Here is a 24,628-nt window from a genome sequence, read left to right on the forward strand (position 1 = left end):
TCGGTTAACGCGCCGCTGCATCGGCGTCGGTGCGGGTGACGCGGATATACACCACATACAACAACACGACGATCACCAACAGCTGTGTCCCCAGCGCTGCCGCCATCCCCCAGTTCATGGTGGTATTGGTGAAAAACGCCACAAAATAACTGAGCATCTGGTCACCTGGCCCACCCAGCAGCGCCGGCGTAATGTAGTAGCCAATCGCCATCATGAACACCAGCAATGCGCCGGCAGTCACCCCGGCGTAGGTTTGCGGTACATATACCCGCCAGAATGCCAAAAACGGATGCGCACCCAGTGAAATCGCCGCACGCACATAGTTGGGTGAGATGCCTTTCATCACCGCATACAGCGGCAACACGAAGAACGGCAACAAAATATGAGTCATGGAGATGTAGACACCAACACGGTTGAACACCAGCTCCAGCGGCTCATCAATGATGCCAAGCCCTATCAACGAACGGTTAATCAACCCGCCGGATTGCAGCAGCACAATCCAACTGGCAGTACGCACAATCAGTGAGGTCCAGAATGGCAACAACACCAGAATCATCAGCAAGTTGGCGCGATTATCCGGCTGCTTCGCCAGCCAGTACGCCAGCGGGTAGCCCAGCGCCACGCACAACAACGTGACTATGCCCGCCATCAGCAACGTACGCAGCAATACATCCACATACAACGCCTGATCAGCGGGTTGCGTAACCACTTTGCCGGTCTGTGAATCCACCTTATGGTCAAATACCGCTAACAGGTAGTAGCTGGTAAATGGCCGGGATGCGCGGTCAATGGTTTTCCAGGTGGTCAGTTCACCCCACATCGGTTGATCGGCAATCAGTTGCTCACGCAGCCCTGATGCTTCATCTGACGGCAATTTCCGTAATGTGCGGGTGATTAACGTACGATACTGGTTGTCTTCATAACCCAGCCGTTTCGTGATGGTAGCAACCTGCCCGGTGTTCCGGGCATTGCGCAGATCACTCACCAGCGCCCGGAACACCGCTTCATCTGGAACATCGTTGCCGGACCATTGCCGCATCGCCTCGATAGTAGACGGCATACTGACGCGCAGGTCCGGGTTGGACACGCTTTTACCCAGAATCGACAGTATCGGGAACAGGAAACTGACCAGAATGAACAGGAACAGCGGTGCTATCAGCAGCAGCGAGCGTTTCTGGTAGCGTGCCTGTGCCTGGCGTAATTGCTGTTTCAGACTGGTTCGGTTACCGTCATCGCCGGTTGGCGGTGCTGCCTTCAACATTTCGCTCTGGGACATCAGCGTTCTCTCCTTGTGATCAATACCGATTCAGCATTACTTCTGGGCAGCCCAGGCGTTGAAGCGCTGTTCCAGCTCTTCGCCGTGATCAATCCAGAATTCGGTATCCACTTGCACCGATTGTGCCAGGTTATCCGGTGCGGTCGGCAGGTTATTGCTGACCGCCAGACTCAACAACGCGGTGGTTTTGCTGTTGGTCGGGCCATAGGCAATATTTTCGGCGAATACTTTCTGATTTTCTGGCTGGTTGGCAAACGCGATAAACTGTTCAGCTACGGCTTTGTGTTTAGAACCTTTCACAATCGCCCAGCTATCGAGATCGTACAGCCCGTCTTTCCAGACGATATTGATACCCGGTTTCTCTTTCTGCGCGACTGCCACACGGCCATTGTAGGCGGAAGTCATCACCACATCGCCCGCTACCAGCCACTGCAACGGCTGCGCGCCAGATTCCCACCACTGAATATTGGATTTGATCTGATCGAGTTTCTTGAACGCACGATCAACACCGACGGGTGTCGCCAGCACCTTATAGACGTCTTCACGTTTCACGCCATCCGCCAGCAAGGCGATTTCCAGCGTGAACTTGGCGCTCTTGCGTAACGCACGTTTGCCGGGGTAATTTTTGACGTCCCAGAAGTCAGCCCAGCTTTTTGGCGCTTGTTGCAGTTTGTTAGCGTTATAGGCCAGCACGGTGGACCAGACAAAGATCCCGGCGCCGCATTCAGAAACCGAACCTTTTACAAAATCAGCCTGATTACCCAGTTTTTTCCAATCCAGCGTTTCAAACAACCCTTCGTTGCAGCCACGCAGTAATTCCGGACCTTCCACTTCCACCACATCCCAGCCGACCTGACCGGTCTGCACCATGGCGCGGATTCGAGCCATTTCACCATTGTATTCGCCCGCTTCGATCACCCCCTTGCCCGACGCCTGAAACGGCTTGTAAAACGCTTTGTCCTGCGCGTCCTTATTGGTGCCGCCAAAAGAAATCACAGTCAGGTTTTCAGCCCAGCTCTGGGAGGCCATGGCAACGAGCAAAGCGGATAATGCAAATTTTTTCAACATGGTCTGGCTCCTGAAGAGAGTAGTCAACGTATGCCCGCGAGGGCAAAACCATTAATTTTTTTTGATGCATAGGCATCAATTTATAAAGCAGTTTTCATGCCAGTTTCTATTGTCCGGGTCGAAAACTACTGGATGGCGCCGCGGAGAAACCACACCGTGCAATATGCACAGTGCTTATACTATTTTTAACGTAATGACCTGTGAGTAGAGCGTAGCCGCTCGTGTCGAATTTGCTTTATTGTGGTGCAATCCAACAATAAGAATGCACCACGTTGAAGCATGAGGTTATCGGGATGAACATCCCGGCTCATTCGCCATCAGGCTGAAGGAGAGAGATCAACGCAGAGATATTTCATCTCCAGGTATTCCTCGATGCCAAAGCGAGAGCCTTCGCGCCCCAGACCTGACTGTTTCACCCCGCCAAAGGGAGCCACTTCGTTGGAAATTAGCCCGGTGTTGATCCCCACCATGCCGTACTCCAGCGCTTCCGGTACCCGCCACTGGCGAATGGCGTCGCGGGTATAGACATACGCAGCCAGGCCGAATTCGGTATCATTGGCCATCGCCACCGCCTGCGCCTCATCGTCGAACGGGAACAGCGGCGCCACCGGGCCAAACGTCTCCTCACGGGCGAAACGCATGTCAGGCGTCACACCGCCTATCACCGTTGGGGTGAAGAAGGTGCCGCCCAGCGCGTGACGTGCGCCGCCAGTCAGCAATTCCGCCCCTTTTGACAGCGCATCGTCAATATGCTGCTGCACCTTGCCAACCGCATCTTCGTCAATCAATGGGCCTTGCGTCACACCGGGCTGAGTCCCCTCGCCCACGCACAGCTTCTCCACCTCTTCCACCAGCCGTGCCGCCAGCGCCGGATAGATGCCGCGCTGAACATAAATGCGGTTGGCACAGACGCAAGTCTGACCGCTGTTGCGGAACTTGGACGCCAGAATGCCTTTTATCGCCTGCTCCAGATCTGCATCGTCAAACACAATGAACGGTGCGTTGCCGCCCAGTTCCAGCGACAGTTTTTTTACCGTCGGCGCGCTTTGCGCCATCAGAATGCGGCCAACCTCAGTAGAGCCGGTAAAACTCAGCTTACGCACTACCGGGCTGTCGCACAGCACTTTACCCACCGAGGCAGCTTCGCCGGTCACCATCTGCAACACACCGGCAGGAATACCGGCCTGTAGTGCCAGTTCCGCCAACGCCAGCGCGGTGAACGGCGTCTGCTCCGCCGGTTTGACGATCATGGTGCAGCCCGCCGCCAGCGCCGGTGCGGCTTTGCGGGTGATCATCGCCGCCGGGAAGTTCCAGGGCGTGATTGCCGCACATACACCAATGCCTTGCTTAATCACCAGCAAACGCTGATTTGCCTGCGGCGACTGCAACACACTGCCCTCAACCCGCTTGGCTTCTTCGGCAAACCAGTCAATAAACGAGGTGGCATAAGCGATTTCACCCTTGGCTTCCGCCAGCGGTTTCCCCTGCTCGGCGGTCAGAATCGCCGCGATATCATCCTGATGCGCACGAATCAGTTGCGCCCATGCCTGCATCAGTGCCGCACGCTCTTTACCGGTACGCTGCCGCCATGCGATCAGCGCCTGCTCTGCGTGGGCAATCGCCTGCTGGGTTTGCTGCGCCGTCACCAGCGGAATGCTGCCCAGCTCAACTCCCGTGGCCGGGTTGTTCACGCTCAGACAAGCGCCGTTATGGCTGTCTTGCCACTCGTCGCCAATCAGACATTGCTGACGAAATAACGCGTTATTTTTTAGTTGCATAGTTACCTTTTCGCTCACGTCTCACTTTGCCAGAACCTGGGACAGAATCGACAGTGCCTTGCTGAACTGGGCATCCGGAATGGTCAGCGGATACAGGAAACGAATCACGTTGCCGTGCGTACCACAGGTCAGCAACAGCAGCCCTTGCTCCAGTGCCGCCTGCTGGTATTTTTTGGTGATCTCCGCGCTCGGTTTGCCGGTTTGCGGGTCATTGAATTCCACCGCCACCATGGAGCCACGGGCACGAATATCCGCGATTGCTGGATTGCCAGTTTTCGCCTTTTCCAGCGCTTCTACCAGTGTAGCGCCCAGACGCTGGGCACGCTGGCACAGTTGTTCTTCTTCAATCACATCCAGCACCGCCAGTGCCGAAGCCACCGCCAGCGGGTTACCGGCATAGGTTCCGCCCAGCCCGCCAGGACCCGGTGCGTCCATCACCTCGGCTCGCCCTACCACGCCGGAAATGGGGAAACCGCCACCCAGACTTTTCGCCATGGTGATCAGGTCCGCTTTATCGTCGTAATACTCCATGGCAAAGACCTTGCCGGTACGGGCAAAACCGCTCTGCACTTCGTCTGCGATCAGCAACATGCCGTATTTGTCACACAACTGGCGCACACCGCTGATAAATTCCGGCGGCGCGACATTGAAGCCGCCTTCGCCCTGGACTGGTTCGAGCAAAATGGCCGCGACCTGATCGGCAGCGATATCGGTGTGCAGCAGGCGATCAATACTCTCCAGCGCCTGTTCTACCGTCACGCCGTGCTGGGCGTTCGGGTACAGCGCATGGAAAATGGACCCAGGGAACGGGCCGAATCCGGTGGAATACGGCGCCACTTTACCGGTCAACGTCAGAGTCAGCAGCGTGCGGCCATGGAACGCCGCACCAAAGGCAATCACACCAGGGCGCTTAGTATAGGCACGGGCAATTTTTACTGCATTTTCAACCGCTTCAGCACCTGTCGTGAAGAAAGCGGTTTTAGCCGGGCCGTCAATCGGTGCCAGTGCGTTCAGGCGTTCGGCCAGCGTCACATAGCTGCCGTACGGCACGATTTGATAAGCCGTATGGGTGAATTTCTCCAGCTGTTCGCGCACCGCCGCCACTAGTTTAGGGTGACGATGACCGGTGTTCAGCACCGCAATCCCAGCCGCAAAATCGATGTACTCGCGCCCTTCAACATCCCACAGGGTGGCGTTCTCAGCCTTGTCGGCAAAGAAATCACACATCACACCCACACCACGCGGCGTGGCGGCCAAACGACGTTGATTCAATTCGCTGTTACTCATTTTCCGCTCCGATTCGATGAACACACCACCCAAATAAGGGTTGACGATTAACGTTATGATGTTGTTATTTATCCCCTGAATGGCCCTATAATCCAGAGCCAGTTTTTAATATTTGAAGGATCCACTTTGCGTTCACTACTGACTGATTTGCTGCTGCAAGGGCTGGAGCGCCAGCAAGAAGGCACCCTCAACAAGCGGCTGTACGATACGATCCGACAGGCCATTCTGCGTGGAGACATTGCGCCGGGCCGACGGCTGCCCTCGTCCCGCGACCTGGCGCAACAGTTGTCGTTGTCGCGCAATACTGTGCTCGCCGCCTTCGAACAGTTACTGGCGGAAGGTTATATCGAAACCCGCAGCGGCAGCGGCAGTTACGTCATCGAACAGTTACCCGACGCTCACCCGCCAGATGTACGCGACGACACTCTGTCGCCATTGCGTCCGGCCATGCAGGAAATTTCCCGACGCGGTATGCATCTGCTGGGCTACGCGGGCGCGTCGGCACGTCAGTGGGGCGCGTTTATGCCAGGTATTCCGGATATCGCCAGCTTTCCGCACGATCTGTGGCGACGGCTGCAAACCCGCCTGTCTCGCCGCCTGAAACCGGAACAGCACTCCTACTCGCCCATCGGGGGTTGCCCGGAGCTACAACAGTCACTGGTGGACTACCTCCGGGTGGCGCGCTCGGTCACCTGTACGCCAGAGCAAATATTGATTACCGAAGGTACCCACCAGGCGATGGATTTGCTGGCCAAAATGTTGTGTAACCCCGGCGATCTGGCATGGATTGAAGACCCGTGCTATTGGGGAATGCGCAACGTACTGACCATCAATGGCCTGCGTATCTCTCCGATTGCGGTGGATGAACAAGGGATGGTGCCGCCGGACGATGTCTCGCCCCACTCGGTACCGCGGCTGATTTGCGTTACCCCATCGCACCAGTATCCGCTGGGTGCCGTCATGAGTCTGGCACGCCGCCAGCGCCTGCTGACGCTGGCGCAGGAACACGGCAGTTGGGTTATCGAAGACGATTACGACAGCGAGTTCCGCTTTTCCGGCAGCCCGATTCCGGCATTACAAGGGCTACAAACACAACCACCGGTGATTTACATCGGTACATTCAGCAAAACCCTCTATCCGGGACTGCGCGTCAGTTACATGGTGCTGCCGCCGCATCTGGCACGTGAACTGAAAACAGCGCACGCCGAGCTGTACCGAGGCGGTCACCTGCTGACGCAACTGACGCTAAGCCAGTTCATCCGCGAAGGCCACTACGCCGCCCACATCCGGCGTATGCGCCTGCTCTACGCCCGCCGTCGTGCGTTGTTGAGCGAATTGATTGTGCAGCATTTGGGGGATGACTATCTCGGCTACAACAGCAATGCCGGCCTGCACCTGATCTTGCGCTTGCCTGACCATATCGACGATGTGGTGCTGAGCGCCCGTATTCTGCAACACGGCGTGATGGTTAAACCGTTGTCCAGCTACTACCTGCGACCCGCGCCTCAACGCGGGCTGTTGCTCGGTTACGCCAGTGTGGATGAAAGCGAAATGGTACAGGCATTTAGCGTGATTCTTAGCTGCTTACGCACGCTGGATAAACAACGCATCTGACACCCTGCACCGAGCGCCACACACACTGTAAAAACGGGTTACTCCGCCAGCTCTTGCATTCTTTTTTCGCCCCACCATTTAGCACTAAAATAGTGCATACCCTCAACAAAAATCACCATTATGATGCAAGACAACCCAAGCCATGCATCGCACCGTCTCATGCAATTAGCCCACTACTCCAGCCTTATTGTTGTGCAATATGCACAGTCAGCTATCCAGTCAGCAGCAGAGTATTCGCGTTACTCCTGCTCACGACACGATCATGCACACCGTTTTTTCTGCGCCGAAATAATAAGAATAATTTTTCAATCATCTATCAGGCATGACTTATGCATATATCATTACCAGCACCACGCTACGACACCTGAGAGAAGGGAAGAATGAAAACCTACGTTAGCTTCAAAAATATTCAAAAAACCTACGATGGCGATCGTCTGGTAGTCAAGAATCTGAATCTGGATATTCAGGAAGGGGAATTTCTCACCATGTTGGGTCCATCCGGCTCAGGCAAAACCACCAGCCTGATGATGCTAGCCGGCTTTGAAACGCCGACCCAGGGTGAAATCCTGCTGCGCGACACCCCGTTACACAACCTGCCGCCCCATCAACGCGGCATCGGCATGGTATTTCAGAACTACGCATTGTTCCCGCACATGACCGTGGCGGAGAATCTGGCGTTTCCGCTTTCTATTCGCCGCATGAACCGTAGCGACATTAAAGAAAAAGTGGACCGCGTGTTGAACCGCGTCAAGCTGACCAATCTGGCCGACCGCTACCCGGCGCAGATGTCCGGTGGTCAACAACAACGCGTAGCACTGGCCAGAGCGCTGGTGTTTGAACCACGACTGGTGCTGATGGATGAACCGCTGGGCGCGCTGGACAAGCAACTGCGCGAACACATGCAACTGGAAATCAAAGAATTACATCGCGCATTGGAACTCACTGTGGTGTACGTCACCCACGACCAGAGTGAAGCCATGACCATGTCGGACCGGGTTGCCGTGTTTAACGACGGGATTATTCAGCAGATGGACAGCCCCAGCGATATCTATGAACGGCCACAAAATGCCTTCGTGGCGCAGTTTATCGGTGAAAATAATACGCTGATTGGCACCCAGTCCGGCAGCGACGGCGATTACTATCAGGCGCAGTTGGATGACGGCACCGTCCTGCGTGCACTGAAAGTTCGCCCCAGCTCGCCGGGCAGAAAAATTCATCTGTGTATTCGCCCGGAACGGGTAAAGGTCAATGCCAGCGTACTGCCGGAAGGCGCACAGCAGGCCCGTGCGCGTATCCAGCAGTTTATCTATCTTGGCGATCATGTCCGCATGATGACCGAAGTTGCAGGCCAATCACAATTTATGGTGAAACTGCCTGCCAGCGATGTTAATCCGGATTGGCAGGTCGGCAGTGAAATCCACTTATCCTGGCTTCCGGAACACCTGCGTGCGTTGGACGCACTGGATATCACGGCGACGCAATGAAGATGGCGGCAAACGCCGCCTCGGATTACGACGTCAATATTCAAGGGTGGGTGGCTCTCAGCCCGGAATCCTGTCAACATAGGCCTGTCACGGGCGGTCGCCAGTTGCAGGCGTTAATGGCCGCTCTCCCCCTCATAACGGGTTCAACACAGGGAGCGCTTTATCTATGCCACATGTTGCCATCAAGTATTTTCCCCGCAATCTGCCGGAAACTGTCAAACAGGATTTGGCAAACGATATCAGCGAATTACTCAAGAAGTACCTGAATGCGGAAGACAAGTCGATCTCGGTTGCCTTAACCGAAGTTACACCAGAGCGCTGGAAAGAGACGGTTTACGATATCGAAATTGGCCCGGAGCTGGATAACCTCACCAAAAAACCGGGGTATACGTTGTAACAGCAAAAGAAGACAGTGTTCTTCTTGAAAATGGCACGGGGACCTACGTAATACCTAAACCTAACCGGTTAGTTGTTTTAGGCGGTGGAATTGCTCACAAAATCAACCGGGTTAATTGCGGGGTTTCAAGTCAACCACGTGTTTCATGCTCCGGTTTTTTTATCAAAAAAAGCCCCCAACCATAAAATCAGGGGCTTTTTCGGGTTGGTCAGGAACTGGCATTCGTCAGTACATTTCTCGCTACCAAAAGGCTATTTATCTCCTTGCCTTATCTCCGCGCTATCTATCCTTTTACCTTGTCACCCTTAGCCTTAACTGCTCCGCGAGATATGACACCTGATATTCACCCGTTGCCGCTTTAACCGTCAGTTCTTCCAGCGAATTGTCGTTATCAGCAATCAATACGCCATTACGGTGCAAAAACACCATGGTGACAAAAAAGGCGGTGCGCTTATTACCGTCATTAAAGATGTGACCACGCGCAACAGTTACCCAATATGTCGCCGCCAGTTCAAAGAGATCCGTCACATCTTCATAATAAAGACGGTTCTGCACCCGATAAATCAAGGCTTCCGCCCGACCTGGGTCTGCCATACCGGCAACCCCAGGCAACATCTGCAGAATGCGATCATGAAAAGCAATGACGTCCTGTGCACTGACCCATTTCATCTGTCGGTAAGCGCTTTGACCGTGTGTTCATGGCGCTGCATGATGAAATCAAATTCAGCGTCTAATCTGGCTTTTTGATAAGCCTCGAATTCGGCCTTGGGGATGAGCACAGCCGACGTCCCATTGCGGCGCGTAATTTCCACCGGTTCACCGCTGGCTGCCGTATCAATGACCGTTGCAATATGTTGTCGAGCTTCAGTAATGGTGTACGTTTTCATGGTATCCCCCTCAAGATGTACATCTTAATGGTACATCTGATTCGTACAACAGACCACCACCCGCTCTGATCACGCCATAAAAAAGCCCCCAGTCTGCTGGCTGGGGGCTTCCCGAACTATTCAGCTACATATTCAACTACAATCAGAATGCAGCAGCAAAAATCTCGACGATTTCCGCGTGAGTGGCTTTTTTCGGGTTAGTCAGGCCACAAGCATCTTTCAGTGCGTTATCTGCCAGAATATTGAAGTCTTCTTCTTTCACACCCAGGTCTTTCAACCCTGCCGGAATGCCGACATCACGCGCCATCTGGCTGATGGCCTTAATAGCCGCTTCCGCCGCCTGCTGATCGCTCAGACCGGCGACATCCACACCCAGTGCGACGGCGACGTCTTTCAGACGAGGGGCGGCAACCGCTGCGTTATAACGCTCTACATGCGGCAACAGTACCGCGTTACATACCCCGTGCGGCAGGTTGTAGAAGCCGCCCAGTTGGTGCGCCATTGCATGAACATAACCCAGCGATGCATTATTGAACGCCATACCCGCCATGAACTGGGCATATGCCATCTGTTCACGCGCCACTATGTTTTTACCGTCTTTCACCGCGTCACGCAGATGGTCACGAATCAGCTCCATCGCCTTAATCGCAACCGCATCGGTAATCGGGTTAGCAGCGGTCGAGACATAGGCTTCAATGGCATGGGTCAGTGCATCCATCCCGGTTGCTGCGGTCAGCGACGCTGGCATACCGACCATCAAGACCGGATCGTTGACGGACATTACCGGTGTCACGTTCTTATCAACAATTGCCATTTTCACGTGGCGCACTTCATCGGTGATGATGCAGAAACGGGTCATTTCAGAGGCCGTCCCCGCCGTGGTGTTGATGCCGATCAGCGGCAACTGCGGTTTGGCAGACACATCCACGCCTTCATAATCGGCGATTTCGCCACCATTGGCCGCCAGCAAGGCGATCCCTTTAGCACAGTCATGGGAAGAACCGCCGCCCAGCGATATGACGCAGTCACTATGGTTCGCTTTAAGAATTTTCAGGCCTGCATCGACGTTGGCCACAGTCGGGTTCGGCTGGACACCATCATAAATGGCGCTCTCAATCTGATATTTTTTCAGTAACTGCTGTACGGAAGACGCGACGCCGATTTTGTTCAGCACGCCGTCGGTTACGATCAAGGCCTGTTTGAAACCCTGCAACTGAATCTGCCGTGCTGCTTCCTCTAATGCACCTTCACCCATCAGGTTTAAAGCTGGAATGTAAAATGTGCTGCTCATAGATCACCATCCATTTTATTACAGAGTTATAACCTGTCGTCATCCTAGCATTGACATTTTTCATCAAATTTGACCCAGAGCAAATTTCCAACATTCTCCAACACAGAAGCGTAAAATCAATTTTTTACCCGAAAAACAATAATAAATAACTGTTATTTGGGTGAAAAATGATTTTATATAGTGCGAATATATTACAGTGACATAAATGGTTACATGAAATAAGACCACGCATTCATCACAATCTATTTACACGCAATACACGCTGATAGCCGTTATCGCACAGAGTCGGTACCAACAACCACTAACCCAGCAGTGCATAATGCCACCGTAGCCAACCGATGGCGTTATGCTGCGGAACAATCTCTGGATTAGCGACGATTTCTGACCAACTGATAACGGCGGGTCAGATACTCGACCGGTGCGCTCCAGATATGCACCAGTCGGCAGAATGGGAACAGCAGGAACAGCGTCATCCCCAATACCAGGTGTACCCGGAAAATCAACGCGACATCCTCCAGATAGGCCGATGCGCCACCGCGGAAGGTGACGACGGCCTGCGCCCAGTTCACCAGCTTCATCATCTCGCTACCATCCATATGTTGGGCAGAGAATGGGATGGTCAATAACCCCAACGCCGCCTGAATCACCAGCAATGTCAGGATCAGAATGTCGCCGGTGGTGGAGGTAGCGCGCACTCGCGGATTGGTCAGCCGCCGTTTCAGCAACAGCACGCCACCTATCAGCGTCAACACGCCGCAGGTTCCACCGCCAAGCATCGCCATTTTCTGCTTTACTGCCAGCGGCAGGAATGACTCGTACATCCAGTGCGGCGTCATCATGCCTAAAAAATGACCACCCAGTACCCCCAATATCCCGATATGGAACAGGTTTGAGGCCAGCCGCATTCCCTTCTTGTCCAGCATCTGACTGGAACCCGCACGCCAGCTGTACTGACCATAGTCATAACGCAGCCAGCTGCCTGCCAGAAAAACCGCACCGGCGATGTAAGGGTAGATATCAAATAAAAACAGATTGAGGTAATGCATCAGCAATCTCCTTTGACCGGTGAGGCGTCAAGGTTCAGGTAGTGCGGTGCCACCGCGTCGGCGAACCGACGCTGATGGCGAGTCTGTTGCGCCGGAGCACAGCCCGCGTCAGCCAAAAAGCGGATCTGCTCCTCCTCCCACACGGCATCCAGCGCTTGCGGCGTGTCGTCGCGTGTTTCGTCCGCCACCTTCGCCGCTACGGCATCGCTTGACGGTTCGCACGCCGCCAGCGTCAGTAACAACTCCAGCAACAGGGCATAGTCACTGTCGCGCTGGCGCAACCGCTCCGCCAGCAGCGTCAGGATCGGTGCGATATCACGCAATCCATCACGCGCTGCCTGCGGCTCACGCAACGTCAAATACTCCAGATACAACGGCAGGAAATCCGGCAGTTCGCGGCAATCCAGTTCCAGACCGACTTCGCGGTATTGCGCTAGCAAGTCCACCATCGCCTGACCACGCTCACGCGATTCGCCATGTACGTGTTCAAACAACAACAATGACAGCGCACGACCACGATCAAACAGCTCGCTGTAGCGCGCCTGCCGGTCCAGCAGGTCGCCCTGATAAAAGTCGCCGATGAACTGCAACAACTGCGCGCTTTGGCGTAACGGCAGTTCGTCGGCCTGTTCCAGCGCGTCCAGAATCTCCTGGCGCTGTTGCCATAGCTCCGCATCCGGATATTCCAGCAACCGAGCGATAACGCGGAGGCTGATCATGACTTGTTCTCCTGCATCCGCCGGCTCATGTTCTGGGTTTTGCTGGTGATGTCGATGGCGTCAATGCGGCGGCTGTTAAACAGGTTGAATGATGAATCGCTACCGTGGCAGCCGTCGCCGAAACTAAAACCACAGCCATGCGCTTCCGGGAAGGCTTCACGCGCCAGCTCACGGTGACTGGACGGCACCACAAAGCGATCCTCATAGTTGGCGATCGCCAGATAGCGGTACATCTCTTCGGCCTGCGATGGCGTCAGCCCCACCTGTTCCAGTGCGCTGGTATCGGTGACCTGTTCGACGGTTTGCGCACGCTTGAAGTGACGCATCGCCAGCATACGTCGCAGGGCGCGCAGCACCGGACGGGTATCGCCTGCCGTCAGCAGGTTAGCCAGATACTGTACCGGGATACGCAGGCTTTCGACGTCCGGCAGAACACCGCTATGCGCCAGGTTACCCGCATCTGCCGCCGCCTGAATCGGTGACAACGGCGGCACGTACCAGACCATCGGCAGCGTACGGTATTCCGGGTGCAGCGGCAGCGCCAGTTGCCATTCCACTGCCAGCTTGTACACCGGCGACTGCTGCGCCGCTTCAATCACACCAAGTGGAATGCCGTCACGCTGTGCCTGAGCAATCACCTCAGGGTCGTTCGGGTCGAGGAAAATGTCTAACTGACGACCGTACAGATCGGTTTCATTCTCCGCGGAGGCCGCCTGTTCGATGCGGTCGGCATCGTAGAGCAGTACACCCAGATAGCGGATACGTCCCACGCAGGTTTCCGAGCACAGCGTCGGCATACCGGATTCGATACGCGGATAACAGAAAATACATTTTTCTGATTTGCCGCTCTTCCAGTTGAAATAGATTTTCTTGTACGGGCAGCCGGTCAGGCACATGCGCCAGCCACGGCATTTATCCTGATCGATCAGCACAATGCCGTCTTCCGAGCGCTTGTAAATCGCCCCGCTTGGGCAGGTGGCGACGCACGCTGGGTTGAGGCAGTGTTCGCACAACCGTGGCAGATACATCATGAAGGTATTTTCGAACTGCCCGTACATGGCTTTCTGCATGTCGTCGAAGTTTTTGTCCTGCGAGCGTTTGCTGAACTCGCCGCCCAGATCGTCTTCCCAGTTCGGGCCGTTTTCGATCTTCTCCATGCGCTGACCGGTTACCAATGAGCGTGGACGCGCCACCGGCTGATGCCGGCTTTCGCCGGCACGTTGCAGGTGCCCATAGTCGTAGTCGAACGGTTCGTAATAATCATCCAGCGCCGGAACATCCGGGTTGGCGAAAATCTTCGACAACACCCCAACACGGTTGCCCATGCGTGGTTCCAGCCGCCCGTTGATTTTACGAATCCAGCCGCCCTTCCATTTTTCCTGATCTTCCCAGGCATGGGGATAACCGGTGCCGGGTTTAGTTTCCACGTTGTTGAACCAGGCGTATTCCACCCCTTCACGGCTGGTCCAGACGTTTTTACAGGTCACCGAACAGGTGTGACAGCCAATGCATTTATCCAGATTCAGCACCATGCCGACTTGTGAACGAATTTTCATCAGGCTTTCTCCTGCAGATGAGGTTGCACATGGGAAGACAGGTCGTCATGGCTGTCCTCATCCAGCCAGTCGATACGGTTCATCTTACGCACCACCACGAACTCATCGCGGTTGGAACCGACGGTGCCGTAGTAGTTAAAGCCGTACGCCAATTGGGCATAACCGCCAATCATATGGGTCGGTTTCGGGCAAACGCGCGTCACCGAGTTATGAATGCCACCACGTTGGCCGGTGATTTCTGAACCCGGCAGGTTCACCAGTCGTTCCTGCGCGTGGTACATCATGGTCATCCCTGCCGGAACACGCTGGCTTACCACCGCGCGGGCGGTTAGTGCGCCGTTGGCGTTAAATACTTCTATCCAGTCGTTATCGGCGATGCTCAGTTCACGGGCATCATCCTCGCTCAGCCAGATAATCGGGCCGCCGCGCCCCAACGTTAGCATCAGCAGGTTTTCGCTGTAGGTGGAGTGGATACCCCACTTCTGATGCGGCGTCAGGAAGTTGAGCGCTTTCTCCGGGTTACCGTTAGGTTTTTTGTTCAGCAACGGCTGCGCAGCACGGGTATCCACCGGCGGACGGTAAACCAACAGGCTTTCGCCGAAGGCACGCATCCATTCATGATCCTGATACAGCTGCTGGCGACCAGAAATGGTGCGCCACGGAATCAGCTCATGTACGTTGGTGTAACAGGCGTTGTAAGACACATGCTCGTCTTCAAGGCCAGACCAGGTTGGGCTGGAGATGATCTTGCGTGGCTGCGCCTGAATATCCCGGAAGCGAATTTTCTCATCCTCTTTCGGGTGCGCCAGATGGGTGTGATCACGCCCGGTCACCTTGCCCAACGCATCCCAGGCTTTCACCGCCACCTGACCGTTGGTTTCTGGTGCCAGTGACAGAATCACTTCAGCCGCATCAATGGCACTGTCGATTCTCGGACGACCCGCCGCCGCGCCCTCTTCCTGCACCCGGTTCAGGCGCTTGAGGAAGTCCACTTCATGTTGAGTATTCCAGCTAATACCTTTACCGCCGTTACCAAGTTTATCCAGCAGCGGGCCGAGTGAGGTAAAACGGGCATACAGGTTCGGGTAGTCGCGTTCCACCGTCATGATGTGCGGTGCGGTTTTACCCGGAATCAGGTCACATTCGCCTTTTTTCCAGTCTTTCACACCCAGCGGCTGCGCCAGTTCGGCGGCGGAGTCGTGCTGAATCGGCAGCGTGACCACATCGGTTTCTACCCCAAGGTGACCCTGGCACACGCGAGAGAAGGTTTTCGCCAGCCCTTTATAGATTTCCCAGTCGGTTTTCGACTCCCAGGCCGGGTCAACCGCCGCCGACAACGGATGAATGAACGGATGCATATCCGAGGTGTTCATGTCGTCTTTTTCATACCAGGTGGCGGTCGGCAACACGATGTCGGAATAGAGGCAGGTACTGGACATACGAAAGTCCAGCGTCACCACCAGATCCAGCTTGCCTTCACCACCTTGTGCGCACCATTCCACTTCTTCCGGCGTGACCGCACCCTGCTCGCTCAAATCCTGCCCTTGAATACCGTGCTCGGTGCCCAGCAGGTACTTGAGCATGTACTCATGGCCTTTACCGGAGGAACCTAGCAAGTTGGAACGCCAGATAAACAGGTTACGCGGGAAGTTTTGCGGGCTGTCCGGCTGCTCAGCAGCAAAACGCAGACGACCGGCTTTCAATTCCGCTACAGTGTAATCCTGCGGCGACATGCCGACCGTTGCCGCCTGCTGCGCGATACGCAGTGGATTCGCGCCCAGTTGCGGCGCGGACGGCAACCATCCCATTCGCTCGGCACGCACGTTAAAGTCAATCAGGCTGCCGCTAAAGCGCGAACTGTCGGCCAACGGCGACAAAAACTCCTGCGGCGCGACAGTTTCATAACGCCACTGGCTGGAGTGGTTATAGAAGAACGAGGTACTGTTCATGTGACGCGGCGGACGCTGCCAGTCCAGCCCGAACGCCAGCGGCAACCAACCGGTTTGCGGACGCAGTTTCTCCTGGCCGACATAGTGCGCCCAGCCGCCACCGCTCTGCCCGACACAACCGCAGAAGATCAACATATTGATGATCCCGCGGTAGTTCATGTCGAGGTGATACCAGTGGTTCATACCGGCACCGACGATGATCATCGACCGCCCGTGGGTTTTGTCGGCGTTATCGGCAAATTCACGCGCAATGCGGATGATGTTCTGCCGCGATACACCGGTAATCTGTTCGGCCCACGCCGGGGTATAGGCTTTAACCTGATCGTAATCGCTGGCGCATTGTGCGTCATTGAGGCCGCGATCCACACCGTAGTTAGCCAGCGTCAGATCAAAGACGCTGGTAACCAGCCCTTCCTGACCATCGGCCAGCGTCAGGCGTTTCACCGGTAACTGATGCAACAGCACCTCATCCAGCGCGACGCTGGCGACGTGTTCTGTGGATGCGCCGCCAAAATACGGGAAACCAACGGAAACTACCTCGTCATGGTGACCCAGCAGGCTCAGTTGCAGGTTGACATCTCGCTGGGTTCCCCCTTCGCGCTGCTCCAGATTCCATTTGCCTTGCTCACCCCAGCGATAGCCGATAGAACCCTGTGGTGCCACCAGCTCGCCCGTGGTTTCATCAACGGCAATGGTTTTCCATTCCGGGTTGTTTTGCTGGCCCAGATTCCCCACCAGATCGGCGGCGCGCAGCAAGCGCCCGGCGGCATAGCTGCCGTCGGCACGCGGCTCCAGCAGCACCAGCATCGGCATGTCGGTATAGTGGCGTACGTAGTCGGTGAAATATTGACGCGGTTGCTTGAGATGGAACTCGTTGAGGATCACGTGGCCCATTGCCAGCGCCAGCGCGCTGTCCGTCCCCTGTTTCGGGTTCAGCCACTGATCGCACAGTTTGGCGATTTCGGCATAGTCCGGAGTAATAGCGACCGTTTTAGTGCCTTTGTAACGGACTTCAGCAAAAAAGTGCGCATCGGGGGTACGGGTCTGCGGTACGTTGGAACCCCAGGCAATAATGTATGATGAGTTATACCAGTCGGCTGACTCCGGCACATCGGTTTGTTCACCCCAGGTCTGCGGCGAGGCGGGCGGCAGGTCACAGTACCAGTCGTAGAAACTCAGGCACACCCCGCCCATCAGCGACAGGTAACGGGCACCTGCGGCGTAAGACACCATCGACATCGCCGGAATCGGCGAAAAGCCAATCACCCGGTCCGGGCCAAAGGTTTTCGCGGTGTAGACGTTGGCCGCCGCGATCAGCTCATTCACTTCCTGCCAGTCGGCACGGACAAAACCACCACGACCACGGACTTGCTTGTATTCTTTCGTTTTATTCGCATCACCAACAATCGACGCCCAGGCATCCACCGGGTCGGTATGGTGATGACGCGCTTCACGCCACAGCTTCATCAGGCGCTTACGCATCATCGGGTATTTCAGGCGGTTGGCGCTATAGAGATACCAGGAATAACTGGCACCGCGCGGACAACCGCGTGGTTCATGGTTCGGCAGATCAGGCCGGGTGCGAGGGTAATCGGTTTGCTGCGTCTCCCAGGTGACCAGCCCGTTTTTGACGTAAATCTTCCAGCTGCACGACCCGGTACAGTTGACGCCATGCGTCGAACGCACCACTTTGTCATGTTGCCAGCGGCTACGGTAGCCATCCTCCCAGTCACGGTTGGTATTCAGCGTCTGGCCGTGATCACCGGAAAACGGCTCGGCCACCTGTTTGAAATAGCGTAACCGGTCAAGAAATTTGCTCATCCGGACTCTCCTGCTGCGGAACCTGACGGTTCCTGTCGTTATAGAAGTACACGTGGGTATTGCTCACTGGAACCTAGGGTACGCAGCCGGATAAGTGCCAGAATTGACAGCGATCAAGCCCGTCAGAGTGAGCGGGTGGGGTAAAATGCAGAAATACCACCAAAGTACTAGAAATAAAATTACCTTTAATTTACTGATAAAAAAGGAAATATTAAGATTTCACGTGATCAGGTAAAACCATGTTTACCTCTGGTGACTATTTGGAGGTAGTAGACCGCTTCAGACAACGTAAACCGGCTTTTTTCCCTGTTAACTAAAGAGAATGTCTCTCAACCGCTATAAACAGATAAATCCTGTATGCCGCCACACTGGGTGTGACGCACCCATCGCTGTGATTTCTGAGATGATTATCAAATATGGAATGTCAGGTTCTACGACATCGGGGAAATCGGGGAAGCGTAACAATTTACGTGGTCATCAGGCGGGAGACGTATTGGCAAACGCCGCCAGTGCAGACAGCTCCACACTGACGGCATGAACGCGTATTGCATCAGGTTTCGCCGCCACGCAATACGCCATAAGATACTTCACAGATCAGGAACAGGCTTTACGTCCGTAACACAGCCAGGTAATCAGTACACAAGCAACGTAGAACACCACAAAGATCTTCATCGCGCCGGCGGGCGAGCCGGTCAGCTCCAGCGATGTGCCGAACGCTTTAGGGATGAAAAAGCCGCCGATAGCGCCGATGGCGGAAATAAATCCCAGCGCGGCAGCGGTATCGGTCACGGCGCTGCGCTGGGCTTCCTCTTCACTGCCGCCTGCGGCGTTCACCCTTTCGATTGTCAGGCCACGGAAAATCACCGCGATCATCTGGAAGGTTGACCCACTCCCCAACCCAGCCGTTAAAAACAGTAGCATGAAGATGCCGAAGAACAGCAGGAAGGAACCGGGTTGGTTTTCACCCGGCAGCGCTGTGAACAACAGCAACGACAGGATCGCCATCAGCACGAAATTGACAAGCGTCACCCGCACACCGCCGAAACGGTCTGACAACATACCGCCTACCGGACGCGCCAGCGCACCCAACAGCGGACCGCAAAAAGCGTAATGCAGGATAATCACGTCCGGAAACTGGGTTTTCGACAGCATGGCAAAACCGGCGGAGAAACCGATAAACGAGCCGAACGCCGACAGATACAACACGCTTAAGATCCACAGATGTGCACGCTTAAGCACCGGCAACTGCTGGCTCAGCGACGCCCTGGCGGTAGAAAGATCGTTCATACCGAACCAGGCCGCCGCCGAAGCGATAAGCAACAACGGTACCCATACCCAGGGCGCATTCTGCAGCCAGACCTGGCTGCCATCCGGCTGAACGATACCGTTACCCGTGAAACTCAACACCGGCAGAAAAATCACCACCGGCACCAGTAACTGCATCACGCTAACGCCCAGATTGCCAAACCCGCCATTTAACCCCAGCGCACCACCCTGCTGTGCTTTCGGGAAAAAGAAGCTGATATTCGCCATGCTGGAAGCAAAGTTAGCGCCAGCGAATCCACACAGCAGCGAAATAATGATAAATACGTTGTACGGTGTCTGTGGATCCTGCACGGCAAACCCAAGCCACACACACGGAATCACCAGAATCAGCGTACTGAAGGTGGTCCAGCGGCGTCCGCCTGCCAGCGGAATAATAAATGAATACGGTACCCGCAATAATGCCCCGGATACCGATGGTAATGCCGTCAGCATAAACAGTTCATCGGTACTGAAATGGAAACCGACTTTGTTCAAATTGACGGCCACTGTGCTGAACAACATCCAGACACAGAAAGCCAACAACAGACAAGGAATGGAAATCCACAGGTTACGTTGCGCGATACCACGCCCCTGTTTTTGCCAGAACTGTACATCCTCCGGGCGCCATTCCCGGATAACAGTCTGCCGTGAAGCGCCTGGCGTAATGGTTGACTGCGTCATAACAAGCCTCGGTCAGTAAAATACCTTTATCACTACGCGCCACATTAGAAGGTATGCCTGATACAAAGTTGATATACATCAACAGGTTGTTGGGTAAAAAAATACGCAGTCGTTACACCCGCCACTAAATAGGTAAGTGATAATGACAAGTTAATATTGCAGTTTCATACAGTTATGTTCATTTATTCTGACGCTGCAATTATTACTCCTACCAATGGAAAATGAGGGGTAACCCTTTATGGGTATAGGGTTACCCCTGAAAATAAGAAAAAATATCCTTGTGTTGCATGAATCCGTTTCTCATTTGGCAAGCACCAGTGCAAGGTTTTTGGCGCTCATCAAAGCGCCGTGCATACTCGCGCTATATTCTTTGGTACACAAAAGTCTTTAGTACACAAGCGTCTTGAGCACACAAGCGCGTTTCCACGTTCGTCACAGGCGGTTTCCTCATGTTAAGACGCTTTCGGCTTCCACTCTCGCTGGTCAATCAGGTAGCCCTGCTGATGTTGCTGCTGGGAATGCTGGGGATTGCAGGCATGGCGGTTTCCAGTTGGATGTCGCAAAGTATTCAGGGCAACGCACACGCCATTAATACCGCCGGTTCTCTGCGTATGCAAAGTTACCGACTGTTATCAATGGTGCCGCTCGACGCCCACAGCGAACGGTATTTGCAGGAACTGGAGCGCGATGAAAACGATGACGATCTGCGTCAGGCGGTGGTACGCGAAAAGCTAGGTGAACAACTCAACACGTTACAGCACTACTGGGCGGAGCAACTGAAGCCGCGCCTGCGTCAGGCTGAGCGACCGGCTGATGCCGCTGCTGCGGTAGCCGACTTTGTCCACCACCTGGATGCGCTGGTGCTGGCTATCGACCAGAAAACCGAAGCACATCTGCGCCTGGTCACGCTGGTGCAACGCATGTTTATCGGCATCATGCTGTCGCTGTTGCTGCTCACTTTTTTCTATCTGCGCCACCGGCTACTGACGCCCTGGCGTAAGCTGGTATCGATGGCGCAGGCCATCGGCCAGGGTGAATTTCATCAACGGGTGACCCCACGCGGTCAGGATGAAATGAGCACGCTGGCGCAGGCACTGAATAATATGTCCGATGAATTGTCGGCAATGTACCGCGACCTGGAACAGCGCGTGGTGGAAAAAACTGCCGATCTGCAACAGAAAAACGACACGCTGGCATTTCTTTATCGCTCCAGTCGCCGCTTGCATACCAATGCGCCGCTGTGTAGCCGCTTGCTGCCCGTGCTGGATGAACTCAGCGCACTGATGCCGCTGACCCATATTCAATTGCAACTCTATGAAGATAACCATCAGGCGCATGTCACACCTTCGAACCTGACGCTGATTCCAAACCCCGACACCTGCCCCGACAGTGACTGCAAGCGCTGTGCTCACCTTTCCACCGCGCATACGGCAACCGAAGGCAAGTCGGTAAGTTGGAATCTGCATGACAAACTCGGCCACTATGGCGTGGTACTGGCACGACTGCCCGATAACCAGCATCTGACGCCAGACCAGCACCAGTTGCTCAATACCTTGCTGGAACAACTCACCAGCACGCTGGCGCTGGAGCGGCAATCCAGCCATCAGCAACAACTGATGCTGATGGAGGAGCGCACCACCATTGCCCGCGAACTGCACGACTCCATTGCGCAATCCCTCTCCTGTCTGAAGATTCAGATCAGTTGCCTGCAAATGCAGCACACTGCACTCACACCGGAGATACAACAGCAACTGGACGCCATGCGCGATGAAACCAATACCGCCTATCGGCAGTTGCGTGAATTATTGACCACGTTCCGGCTTAAACTGTCAGAGTCCGGTCTGTTAGCCGCATTGCGGGCGACGGTGGACGAATTCAGCCAACGCCTTGGCTACCCCATTACTCTGGATTATCAGCTACCACTACAAGCGGTATCCGCTCATCAGGGCATCCATCTGCTGCAGATCGTGCGTGAGGCGTTGAGCAATACTTATAAACACGCGCAAGCCACCGCAGTCAGCATCACCCTGTGCCAGCAGCAGGGGTATATTGAGCTGCGTGTGCGTGATAACGGCATCGGTATCAGTGATGATCACCATCGCGCCAATCACTACGGTCTTATCATCATGCGTGATCGTGCCCGAAGCCTTCACGGCGACTGTACTATCCAACGCCTGGTTTCCGGCGGCACAGAAGTGTGTGTCCGCTTTCAGGCAGACTATCGCCAGCCTCACGTTTTATCAGGAGAAAACCATGACTAACGACGCTGCTACCGTACTGCTCATTGACGACCATCCGATGCTGCGCAACGGCGTTAAGCAGTTGCTGAGTATGGCGCCTGACCTGTGTGTTGTCGGTGAGGCCAGTGAGGGTGAACGGGGCGTGACCCTGGCAGAACAGCTCGACCCGGATCTGATTTTACTGGATTTGAACATGCCCGGAATGAACGGGCTGGAAACCCTGACCCGCCTGCGGGAAACCTCGTTATCCGGGCGTATCGTCGTGTTCACCGTTTCCAATCATGAAGAGGATGTGATCAGCGCATTTAAAAGCGGTGCCGACGGCTATCTGCTCAAAGACATGGAGCCGGAAGACCTGCTGGTAGCGCTCCATCAAGCCGCTGCGGGGAAAATGGTACTGAGTGACACCCTGACGCCGGTTCTGGCAGCCAGCCTGCGGGAAACACGCAGCAGTGACCCCAGAGATATCCAGCAGTTGACCCCACGCGAAAAAGATATTCTGAAACTGATAGCCCAGGGGCTGCCTAACAAGGTCATCGCCCGCAAACTGACGATTACCGAAAGCACGGTAAAAGTGCACGTCAAACATCTATTGAAAAAAATGAAGTTACGCTCACGGGTCGAAGCCGCCGTCTGGGTAGTTCAAGAGAAAATATTCTAACAGGCAACGCCAGCCAGAACATGGCTGGCGCTCTCTTCTTTCTTACGGCAAAGTCGCACACAAAATACGGCAAAATCACACACAAAAATACTGCAATACACTCCAACACAAACTATTTACAAAAGAACAGCCCAGTAACACAAATTCATAACTTTTAGTACTTTATCGCCATTTTCCTAGATATTTCCCCATATTTCTTTCTTAGACTTACTTTTTGTTCGGCGTTTCATTGCGCTTTCGTCAGGATTAACCAGAGGAAAAAGAGAATGAAAGTCAGAGAACGATTTATTGGGCTGGAATGGCTCCGATTTTTGCTTGGGTGTTATGTCATGGTCTACCACACCATACATGTCTACCCGCTGCGTGAAAAAATTCCTTTTCTAAGCGAACTGACCAGCATGGGATTCTTCGCCACCAGTACTTTCTTTGTGTTGTCTGGCTTTCTTCTGACGCATGTCTATCTACGCGAGGGTCAGTTGCGGGAACCCGCCCGGCATTTTCTGGCCAGACGGTTATTTAATTTATACCCAATCCATATCATCGGCCTGGTTTCCTCTATCGTAGCGGTCAGCCTGATGCATTGGCTGGCGATTCCGCCGGAAGGTCAGGTTGCCAGCGCCCGCTTCGTTATCTACGACAATAACGATCCCAGCGTCGCGCCGGAAACCTTGCGCCATTATATGGACAATGCTCAACTGGCCTTTAACGGCTTGCTGCAATTATTCATGCTACAGGCATGGAACCCCTATTTCCTGACTTTCAATGCACCGCTGTGGTCGATTTCAACGCTATTTTTCTTCTATCTGCTGTTCCCGATGTTGGCACCACGGCTGTCATCCAGCCGTTACCCGCACCTGTGGCTGGCAGCAGTCTGCTTACTGTATCTGCTACCGCCAATATGGGCAGTATGGCATCAATTGTATGGCGTGCCCTATACCGGCTTACTGCAACGCAACCCGTTGTTGCGGCTACCGGAATTTCTCGCCGGGATACTGGCCTACGCTATATTTCGTCAATATCGGGACGGTAACGTACCAACACTGAGCCATGTACAACGTAAAGCATGGTGCGCTTTTATCGGTCTGAGCTTTATTGTGGCGACCTGGCTGTTTACGCATGGCAATCATTACTGGTATTTCTTGCTACATAACGGCTTGTTGTTGCCTACGCAGGTGGCACTGGTGTGCCTGTGTGCTTACGCCCGCGAGCCGAACAGTGAAACGTTGAAAACCTGGGCAACGCGTTTAGGCGCAGCGTCACTGTCGATTTTTGCCCTGCATGTGCCCTTGTTTAATCTGTTCAGGACGCTGGAACAGTTGCTGCGCGGCAACCCGTTGCAATGCTTCACTAATTGGGCGGCCTGCATCGATGCGGCAGGAAAAGTGGAATTGTCTATGACCGGCTATGGCGTATTCCTGCTGACGACTATCGCACTGTGCGTGGTATTCCAGGAGCAGGTCGTGGTGCGCATGAAGCAGTCGCTGACCGAACGTTTCCTGGCCCGACGTTTTCAAACCTCCCACAGCACAGCCTGATCCTGATAACAACGGCTATTACGGTGATAGTGA

Annotated in this window: 18 protein-coding genes; 6 read left to right on the forward strand and 12 right to left on the reverse strand. The window is 54.5% G+C overall.

The window, feature by feature from the left end; all coding sequences use genetic code 11:
- Positions 1–4: 4 nt before the first annotated feature.
- The 4 genes from Dpoa2040_RS10855 to Dpoa2040_RS10870 all read right to left on the reverse strand — a co-directional run bounded on the left by Dpoa2040_RS10855 (position 5) and on the right by Dpoa2040_RS10870 (position 5,409).
- Complete coding sequence (locus tag Dpoa2040_RS10855) at positions 5–1,276, reverse strand: ABC transporter permease (RefSeq protein WP_168641249.1); 1,272 nt, start codon at positions 1,274–1,276, stop codon at positions 5–7.
- Between the two features lie 36 nt (positions 1,277–1,312).
- The gene (locus Dpoa2040_RS10860) at positions 1,313–2,344 is read right to left on the reverse strand and encodes an ABC transporter substrate-binding protein (protein ID WP_168641250.1); all 1,032 of its coding nucleotides are present in this window, start codon (positions 2,342–2,344) and stop codon (positions 1,313–1,315) included.
- 317 nt (positions 2,345–2,661) lie between these two features.
- A complete protein-coding gene (locus Dpoa2040_RS10865) occupies positions 2,662–4,122 on the reverse strand; it encodes an NAD-dependent succinate-semialdehyde dehydrogenase (RefSeq protein ID WP_168641251.1) in 1,461 nt (486 codons plus the stop codon).
- A gap of 21 nt (positions 4,123–4,143) precedes the next feature.
- Positions 4,144–5,409: a 4-aminobutyrate--2-oxoglutarate transaminase gene (locus tag Dpoa2040_RS10870; RefSeq protein ID WP_168641252.1), complete on the reverse strand. Its 1,266-nt coding sequence runs from the start codon at positions 5,407–5,409 to the stop codon at positions 4,144–4,146.
- 126 nt (positions 5,410–5,535) lie between these two features.
- On the opposite strand from Dpoa2040_RS10870, the gene Dpoa2040_RS10875 reads away from it, so the two are divergent.
- The 3 genes from Dpoa2040_RS10875 (at position 5,536) to pptA (ending at position 8,904) form a co-directional block, all read left to right on the forward strand.
- Positions 5,536–7,023: a PLP-dependent aminotransferase family protein gene (locus Dpoa2040_RS10875; RefSeq protein ID WP_168641253.1), complete on the forward strand. Its 1,488-nt coding sequence runs from the start codon at positions 5,536–5,538 to the stop codon at positions 7,021–7,023.
- Between the two features lie 380 nt (positions 7,024–7,403).
- Positions 7,404–8,507 (forward strand): ABC transporter ATP-binding protein, encoded by a 1,104-nt coding sequence (locus Dpoa2040_RS10880; protein ID WP_168641254.1) that lies wholly within the window; start codon positions 7,404–7,406, stop codon positions 8,505–8,507.
- Between the two features lie 166 nt (positions 8,508–8,673).
- Positions 8,674–8,904, forward strand: coding sequence for a tautomerase PptA (gene pptA, locus Dpoa2040_RS10885; protein ID WP_168641255.1), 231 nt, complete (start codon positions 8,674–8,676; stop codon positions 8,902–8,904).
- Positions 8,905–9,195: 291 nt separating this feature from the next.
- Here pptA and Dpoa2040_RS10890 read toward each other — a convergent pair whose 3' ends face one another.
- The 8 genes from Dpoa2040_RS10890 to Dpoa2040_RS10925 form a co-directional block, all read right to left on the reverse strand.
- On the reverse strand, positions 9,196–9,573 hold the full coding sequence (locus tag Dpoa2040_RS10890) for a type II toxin-antitoxin system death-on-curing family toxin (protein WP_168641256.1): 378 nt from the start codon (positions 9,571–9,573) through the stop codon (positions 9,196–9,198).
- The gene (locus Dpoa2040_RS10895; protein ID WP_168641257.1) at positions 9,570–9,791 is read right to left on the reverse strand and encodes a type II toxin-antitoxin system Phd/YefM family antitoxin; all 222 of its coding nucleotides are present in this window, start codon (positions 9,789–9,791) and stop codon (positions 9,570–9,572) included. The genes Dpoa2040_RS10890 and Dpoa2040_RS10895 overlap by 4 nt, the downstream gene beginning before the upstream one ends.
- Before the next feature lie 142 nt (positions 9,792–9,933).
- On the reverse strand, positions 9,934–11,082 hold the full coding sequence (gene yiaY / locus Dpoa2040_RS10900; RefSeq protein WP_168641258.1) for an L-threonine dehydrogenase: 1,149 nt from the start codon (positions 11,080–11,082) through the stop codon (positions 9,934–9,936).
- A gap of 368 nt (positions 11,083–11,450) precedes the next feature.
- A complete protein-coding gene (narI, locus tag Dpoa2040_RS10905; RefSeq protein WP_168641259.1) occupies positions 11,451–12,128 on the reverse strand; it encodes a respiratory nitrate reductase subunit gamma in 678 nt (225 codons plus the stop codon).
- Positions 12,128–12,847 (reverse strand): nitrate reductase molybdenum cofactor assembly chaperone, encoded by a 720-nt coding sequence (gene narJ, locus Dpoa2040_RS10910; RefSeq protein WP_042870837.1) that lies wholly within the window; start codon positions 12,845–12,847, stop codon positions 12,128–12,130. The genes narI and narJ overlap by 1 nt, the downstream gene beginning before the upstream one ends.
- Positions 12,844–14,403: a nitrate reductase subunit beta gene (narH, locus tag Dpoa2040_RS10915; RefSeq protein WP_168641260.1), complete on the reverse strand. Its 1,560-nt coding sequence runs from the start codon at positions 14,401–14,403 to the stop codon at positions 12,844–12,846. The genes narJ and narH overlap by 4 nt, the downstream gene beginning before the upstream one ends.
- Complete coding sequence (locus tag Dpoa2040_RS10920) at positions 14,403–18,173, reverse strand: nitrate reductase subunit alpha (protein WP_168641261.1); 3,771 nt, start codon at positions 18,171–18,173, stop codon at positions 14,403–14,405. The genes narH and Dpoa2040_RS10920 overlap by 1 nt, the downstream gene beginning before the upstream one ends.
- 594 nt (positions 18,174–18,767) lie before the next feature.
- A complete protein-coding gene (locus Dpoa2040_RS10925; protein WP_146411246.1) occupies positions 18,768–20,159 on the reverse strand; it encodes a NarK family nitrate/nitrite MFS transporter in 1,392 nt (463 codons plus the stop codon).
- A 449-nt stretch (positions 20,160–20,608) separates the two neighbouring features.
- Between Dpoa2040_RS10925 and narX the strand changes: the two genes are divergently transcribed.
- The 3 genes from narX (at position 20,609) to Dpoa2040_RS10940 (ending at position 24,595) form a co-directional block, all read left to right on the forward strand.
- Complete coding sequence (gene narX, locus Dpoa2040_RS10930) at positions 20,609–22,420, forward strand: nitrate/nitrite two-component system sensor histidine kinase NarX (RefSeq protein WP_168641262.1); 1,812 nt, start codon at positions 20,609–20,611, stop codon at positions 22,418–22,420.
- Complete coding sequence (narL, locus tag Dpoa2040_RS10935; RefSeq protein WP_042870845.1) at positions 22,413–23,060, forward strand: two-component system response regulator NarL; 648 nt, start codon at positions 22,413–22,415, stop codon at positions 23,058–23,060. The genes narX and narL overlap by 8 nt, the downstream gene beginning before the upstream one ends.
- A 266-nt stretch (positions 23,061–23,326) precedes the next feature.
- Complete coding sequence (locus Dpoa2040_RS10940; RefSeq protein ID WP_168641263.1) at positions 23,327–24,595, forward strand: acyltransferase; 1,269 nt, start codon at positions 23,327–23,329, stop codon at positions 24,593–24,595.
- The last annotated feature ends 33 nt before the right edge of the window (positions 24,596–24,628 follow it).

The organism is Dickeya sp. CFBP 2040, from assembly GCF_012273755.1.
In the GTDB taxonomy this organism is placed as follows: Bacteria; Pseudomonadota; Gammaproteobacteria; order Enterobacterales; family Enterobacteriaceae; genus Dickeya; species Dickeya poaceiphila.